The organism is Parasphingorhabdus sp. (genome assembly GCF_036964675.1).
In the GTDB taxonomy this organism is placed as follows: domain Bacteria; phylum Pseudomonadota; class Alphaproteobacteria; order Sphingomonadales; family Sphingomonadaceae; genus Parasphingorhabdus.
The window spans coordinates 1-7099 of record NZ_JBALTF010000083.1 but is presented as its reverse complement, the minus strand read 5'-3'; the positions used below and the strand labels follow the sequence as shown (position 1 = coordinate 7099).

The following is a 7099-nucleotide window of genomic DNA, read 5'->3' as shown; positions in this document are numbered from 1 at the left end:
GAAAGTTGAAATGGAGTGGGGCGGACAGACCCTCACCCTCGAAACGGGCCGTATTGCCCGTCAGGCTGATGGCGCAGTACTCGCGACCCTCGGCGAAACGGTTGTGCTGTGCGCAGTCACCGCCGCCAAATCGGTACGCGAAGGGCAGGATTTCTTCCCGCTCACCGTGCACTATCAGGAAAAATTCTCAGCCGCTGGTCGTATCCCGGGCGGTTTCTTCAAGCGCGAAGGCCGTGCGACGGAAAAAGAAACGCTGACATCGCGTTTGATTGACCGTCCTTGCCGTCCGCTGTTCCCCGAAGGTTTCTTCAACGAAATCAACGTGATCTGTCAGGTGATGAGCTATGACGGCATCAACGAGCCCGACATTTTGGCAATGGTTGCAGCTTCTGCTGCGCTGACCATTTCCGGCGTTCCCTTCATGGGTCCGATCGGTGCGGCTCGCGTCGGTTACAAGGAAGGCGAATATCAGCTGAACCCAAGCATGGATCAAGTCGCTGAAGGTGAACTTGATCTGGTTGTGGCCGGAACAATGGGCGCCGTGATGATGGTTGAATCGGAAGCGCAAGAGCTTTCCGAAGAAATCATGCTCGGTGCTGTGCAATTTGCCCATGATGCATCCAAGCAGGTCGCCGGCCTGATCATCGATCTGGCGGAACAGGCTGCGAAAGAGCCTTGGCAGCTTGATGCTGGCGAAGACAATAGCGACATCAAGGACGCCCTGCGCAAGCTGGTCGGAAAAGATATTGCTGCGGCTTACAAGAAAACCGACAAATCAGAGCGTAGCAACGCGCTGAACAAGGTTCGCGACAAAGCCAAAGAAAAATATGCCGATGCAGACGGCCAGACTCAGATGACCGCCGGCAAGATGGTCAAGAAGCTGGAAGCCGAAATCGTTCGCGGTGCAATCATCAAGGATGGTACCCGTATTGATGGCCGTAAGCTCGATCAGGTTCGCCCGATCGAAGCCATGGTTGGCTTGCTGCCGCGGACCCACGGTTCGGCTTTGTTCACCCGTGGTGAAACACAGGCAATCGTGACCACGACCCTGGGCACCAAAGACGCCGAGCAGATGATCGATGGGCTTGATGGTTTGAGCTACACCAACTTCATGCTGCACTATAACTTCCCTCCCTATTCGGTTGGTGAAGTTGGTCGTTTCGGATTTACCAGCCGCCGCGAAACCGGCCATGGTAAGCTCGCTTTCCGCGCGCTGCGTCCGGTATTGCCGACAGTGGAAGATTTTCCATATACGATCCGGGTACTCTCCGACATTACCGAGTCCAACGGTTCGTCTTCGATGGCGACCGTTTGTGGCGGTTCGCTTGCGATGATGGATGCCGGCGTGCCTTTGACGCGTCCGGTCTCCGGTATTGCGATGGGCTTGATCCTCGAAGGCGAAGAATTTGCGGTTCTGTCCGACATTCTCGGCGACGAAGATCATCTCGGCGACATGGACTTCAAGGTTGCGGGTACCGAAAAGGGTATTACGTCCTTGCAGATGGACATCAAGGTAGCCGGCATCACGCAGGAAATCATGAAGTCTGCTCTGGAACAGGCCAGTGGCGGTCGTGCTCACATCCTCGGTGAAATGGCCAAGGCGCTGAACAGCGTTCGTACCGAAATGTCCGAACATGCTCCGCGTATCGAAACCTTGCAGATCAACAAAGAGAAGATCCGTGAAGTTATTGGTACCGGCGGCAAGGTGATTCGCGAAATCGTTGCGGAAACCGGAGCGAAGGTCGATATTGACGATGAAGGCCTGATCAAGGTTTCTTCTTCCGACAAATCCCAGATTGATGCGGCAATCGCATGGATCAAGGGCATTGTCGAAGAAGCCGAAGTCGGCAAAGTCTATGACGGCAAGGTTGTGAACCTCGTCGACTTTGGTGCATTCGTGAACTTCATGGGCGGCAAGGACGGTCTAGTCCACGTGTCTGAAATCAAGAATGAGCGCGTCGAAAAAGTCTCTGACGAACTGAGCGAAGGCCAGGAAGTCAAGGTCAAGGTTCTTGAAATCGACCAGCGCGGCAAGGTTCGCCTGTCGATGCGGGTTGTCAATCAGGAAACCGGTGAAGAGCTGGAGGACACCCGTCCTGCACGCGAACCACGCGGTGACAAGCCCCGTGGACCGCGCCGTGACGGCGCTGGCGGCGGCGGTGGTCGTGGACGCGATGGTGGCGGACGTGGCCGTGACGGCGGCGGACGTGGCCGGAACAATGATGGTCCAAAGGACGAAGGCGGCGGTGATATTCCATTGCCTGCTTCGATCACCGAAGACTAGATTTTCGCAAAATGAAACAGCAAGGGGCCCGGAGCGATCCGGGCCCTTTTCTTTGTCTGGCAGAGGGCGCGAACCAATCCCCATTCCATATGTTGGATCGCGGGCTTCTATTTGCCCCGGGCAAATCGACCGGGGTTCAATTTTATCACGAGAAAAAATGCCGCCGGATCGCCGGATTAATGTCTGGTAAAGCTCCAACAGAACAGGGAGTGTCGATCTGCTCCAGTGGCTTTTTTTGCTTTATTCTTGGCTGGACGAAAACAAGCGGTTAAGAGGTCAGGCATATGACAAAACACATTATCAAATGGGCCGTTATCGGTCTCTCAGCTACGCTGCTTTCCGGTTGTGCACTGCTTGGCGGCGGCAGCGGTGGTCGCGGTTCCGACACAAAATACGTCGCGCGCGACGTCGACACGCTGTACAATGCGGCAAAAGATCGGCTTGACCGCGGTCAGTACAAGATTGCCGCTGCGCTGTTCGACGAAGTCGAGCGCCAGCATCCCTATTCTCCCTGGGCTCGCCGCGCGCAGCAGATGAGCGCATTCAGCTATTATCTCGCTGGCGATTATAACAAGGCGACGGAATCGTCCCGCCGCTTCCTGTCGATTCATCCGGGCAACAAGGATGCGCCTTACGCTTATTATCTGATCGCGCTCTGCTATTATGAGCAGATCAGCGATGTCACCCGTGACCAGAAGATCACCGAACAGGCGCTGTCGGCTCTCGGTGAGGTTGCCCGTCGCTATCCCAATAGCCGCTATGCCGCCGATGCGACATTGAAAATGGATCTGGTCAATGACCATCTGGCCGGCAAGGAAATGGAAATCGGCCGCTTTTACCAGCGTCGCGGCAAGTGGCTCGCCGCCACCATCCGCTTCCGGACGGTGATCGAGAAATATCAGACCACCACCCATACGCCAGAAGCGCTGATGCGACTCACCGAATCCTATCTTGCGCTGGGTGTTCCGGTGGAAGCGAAGAAAACCGCCGCTGTGCTGGGCGCCAACTATCCGGGCACCAAATGGTATGAGCGCGCTTATGAGCTGGTCAACAAACATGGTGCCACTTAGCATCACATGTGCTGCAATGCGTTGCAGCTAAGGTAAACGTGTTTTAGGAGGGTATTGTGCTGCAGTCCCTTTCCATCCGCGATATTGTACTGATTGAGGCGCTTGACCTCGAGTTCGGGTCGGGCCTCACCGTGCTGACCGGGGAAACCGGTGCCGGCAAGTCGATCCTGCTCGACAGTCTCGGGCTGGCACTCGGCAATCGGGCGGATAGCGGTCTGGTTCGCCAGGGCACCGAAAAGGCTCAGGTTACCGCCAGTTTCGCGTCACCGGTTGCCGATAGCAGGCTGGCCAGGATGCTCGCCGAAAATGATATTGAAATTGAACCCGGCGAGCCGCTGATCATCAAGCGATCGGTCAAGGCCGATGGTGGCAGCCGCGCTTTCATCAATGATCAGCCCTGTTCGGCGACTCTGCTGCGGACCGTGGGCGGGCAACTGATTGAAATCCATGGCCAGCATGATGATCGCGGCCTGATCAACGCCAAGGGACACCGGGCGCTGCTCGATATTTTTGCCGGTGTTGAAGGCCATGCGGTTGGTGACGCGTTTGACGCCTGGCAGGCGGCGAAAACCGCGCTGGAACAGGCGAAACAGGATCAGGAATCGGCGGAGCAGGACCGCGAATATCTCGAGCATAGCGTCGCCGAACTGGCCAAATTCGCGCCGCAACCGGGCGAGGAACAGGAACTGGCGCTGGGCCGGGCGACGATGATGAAGGGCGAGAAGCTGACCGGCGATCTCGAGGCGATTCGCTCTGCCTTTGATGGCTCCAATGGCGGGCTGGCCTCGCTGCGGGCAGCGGCGCGGCGGCTCGACCGGATTGCCGAGGATCACCCTTTGCTGAAAGAGGCACTGGAGGCGCTCGACCGGTCGATCATCGATGCTACCGACGCCGAGGACAAGCTCAACGAAGCGGCCCACGCGCTCAGTTTCGACCCGCAGCGACTCGACGATATGGAGACCCGGCTGTTCGATCTGCGCGGGCTGGCGCGCAAGCATCGGGTGGAGCCGGACAGGCTTTCGGACCTGCTCGGCGAATTGCAGAACAAGCTGGCGGCGATCAGCGATGGCGGCAAGACGCTGGAAGGATTGGAAGCATCTTTGGCCAGCGCCAGGAAATCCTACATTGCGGCGGCGGAAAGCCTGCGGGCGCAGCGGGCCAAGGCGGCGAAGGCGCTGGACAAAGCGGTGGCTGGCGAACTGGCACCGCTCAAGCTCGACGCGGCCAGATTTGAGACTTTGCTTGAAGAATTGGCCGAAGAGCATTGGAATAAAGGCGGAATAGACCGGATCGAGTTTCTGATTTCGACCAATCCGGGCGCGCCTCTGGCACCTTTGGGCAAAATTGCGTCGGGTGGTGAACTTTCGCGGTTCATTTTGGCCTTAAAAGTCGCTTTGGCGGAAGAATATGGACTGAAAACGATCATTTTTGACGAAGTCGACCGCGGCGTCGGCGGCGCGGTCGCCTCGGCGATCGGCGACCGCCTGTCGCGGCTGTCGAAGGGCGCGCAATTGCTGGTCGTGACCCACAGCCCGCAGGTCGCCTCCAAGGGTGACGCGCATATGCTGATCAACAAGTCGCTCAGCGGCACCGTATCGCGCACCGATGTCAGCGCGCTGGACGATGAAGGCCGGCGGCAGGAGATTGCGCGGATGCTGTCCGGTGCGGATGTGACGGATGAGGCCAGGGCGCAGGCGGATCGGTTGCTGGAGGGGGTTTAGTGAGGGTAGTTTTAACGCTATTCTTAGCATCCCTGCTTTTCGGCTGTTCATCTCCAGAGCCTGGAATTTTTCAAGTTGATGCAGGAGAATTAAAGCCAACTGGTGCAGTGCTTGAGCTTTACGGCGTCGAATCTCCTATGGAGCAAAACGGAAAGATATTCGTTGGCCGCAGGTCTGTTAAAAGCGATGGATCCGGTAAAATTATTGTCAATTTTGAGGGCAAGCCACCGATAATTTGTCACATTGGCTATGTTACGGGAGGGTTTCAGTATCGACTGGAATATAAGATTGAAAACGGGAAATGCAAAATGACTCGGATGCTTCTAGATGCAGACGCGCCCGCTTAAGCCCCTCCTCTTCAGAGGAGGGGTTGGGGTGGTGGCGGTGCTTCAGCATCGCTCGCGTAGCGAATTCAGGTGGGGCCGACGGAAATGTGTGGGAAACTAGGGGGACGGCTCTTTGACGAGAGAAACCACCCCAACCCCTCCTTTAAAAAGGAGGGGCTCAGGCAGTGACTGATCGCGCCACCCTTCTTGCCCGTGCAAGGGAGATGCGGCTCAATCCTACCGAACCGGAAAAGCGGTTGTGGCGGCATTTATCCGCGTCGCAGCTGGCGGGCCATAAGTTCCGCCGCCAGTCGGTGATCGATTATTATATCGCCGACTTCTTTTGCCCGCTTAAAAAGCTGATTGTTGAAGTGGATGGTGATACGCATGATGTGGAGGCCGATTTCAAGCGCGATGATCGGTTGCGGAACAGGGGATATCGGACGGTGCGTTTTACCAATTTGGATGTGATGGGGAATATGGACGGGGTTTTGTTGGCTTTGGTGGGTGTGTTGGAGGAAACTCCGGATCGGTGGAGATTGCGTCAGGCCGGCACCACCCCAATCTCTAAAGAAGAGGAGCTAAAGTGATTAAAAGCCTCTCTAAATCTCAAGCCGCTAGTGATTGTCTAGGCTTTCTTAAGCCCCTCCTTTTTAAAGGAGGGGTTGGGGTGGTTTCGTGCCGCTTGTCGCTACGCGAGCGATGCTGGCGCACCGCCCCAACCCCTCCTCTGAAGAGGAGGGGCTTTTAGTGACCGCCACTCCGGTTGAGACCCTCTCCGAAGCCGATGCCGCCAACGAACTGATGCGCCTTGCGCGCATAATCGCGAAGCATAACAAGCTCTATCATGCCGAGGACACGCCGGAAATTTCCGATGCGGATTATGATGCGCTGGTGCGGCGGAATAATGAGTTGGAGGAGGCGTTTCCGCATCTGGTGCGGGAGAATAGTCCGAACCGGCTGATCGGGGCGGCGGTGGCGGCTTCGCCTTTGTCGAAGGTCAAGCACGAGCAGCGGATGATGAGCCTCGACAACGGCTTTTCCGACGAGGATATCGGCGAATGGCTGGCGCGGGTGCGGCGCTTCTTGAATCTGGACGAGGGCGCGCCGGTTGCGGTGACGGCGGAGGACAAGATTGACGGGCTGTCCTGCTCCTTGCGCTATGAAAAGGGCGAGCTGGTGCTGGCGGCGACGCGCGGGGACGGGCAGGTTGGCGAGGATGTTACCGCCAATGTGCGGATGATTGGGGATATTCCGCAGCGATTATCCGTTAGTGGTGAGCCTGTCGAACCACGCCTCTCGGACGAGAAGCGCCCTTCGACAAGCTCAGGGCTAACGGGTTCCCACCCCATCCCCGACCTGTTCGAAATCCGCGGCGAAGTCTACATGGCCAAGGCCGACTTCGCCGGGCTCAACGAGCGGTTGATGGACGAGGGCAGGGCCGATGCGCTGGCCAAGGGCATCGAGTTCGATCCCGAGAAAATCCGTCAATTTGCCAATCCGCGCAACGCGGCCGCGGGTTCGCTGCGGCAGAAGGATGCCAATGTCACCGCGAAACGGCCGCTGAAATTCTGGGCGCATGGCTGGGGGGTGCATAGCGACTTGCCGGGCGAGACCGCGCTGGACGTCATGAAGGCAATCGAAAGCTGGGGCGTGCCGGTTTCGCCTTTGGTACAGCGGTTTGAAACGCTCGACGCG

At 57.5% G+C, this 7099-nt stretch carries 4 protein-coding genes and 1 pseudogene; all 5 read left to right on the top strand.

Going from position 1 to position 7099, the window contains the following annotated elements; all coding sequences use genetic code 11:
- The coding region (gene pnp, locus V7665_RS12165) for a polyribonucleotide nucleotidyltransferase (protein ID WP_442955224.1) at positions 1-2284 on the top strand (2284 nt) is incomplete at its 5' end.
- 284 nt (positions 2285-2568) lie between these two features.
- On the top strand, positions 2569-3354 hold the full coding sequence (locus V7665_RS12160) for an outer membrane protein assembly factor BamD (RefSeq protein ID WP_335664802.1): 786 nt from the start codon (positions 2569-2571) through the stop codon (positions 3352-3354).
- 56 nt (positions 3355-3410) lie between these two features.
- Entirely contained in the window at positions 3411-5075 is a 1665-nt protein-coding gene (gene recN / locus V7665_RS12155) for a DNA repair protein RecN (protein WP_335664801.1), read from the top strand.
- Positions 5076-5586: 511 nt separating this feature from the next.
- Positions 5587-5991, top strand: a complete 405-nt coding sequence (locus tag V7665_RS12150) for an endonuclease domain-containing protein (RefSeq protein WP_335664800.1) — start codon at positions 5587-5589, stop codon at positions 5989-5991.
- A gap of 214 nt (positions 5992-6205) precedes the next feature.
- Positions 6206-7099: pseudogene (locus V7665_RS12145) on the top strand (NAD-dependent DNA ligase LigA); the annotation flags it as partial.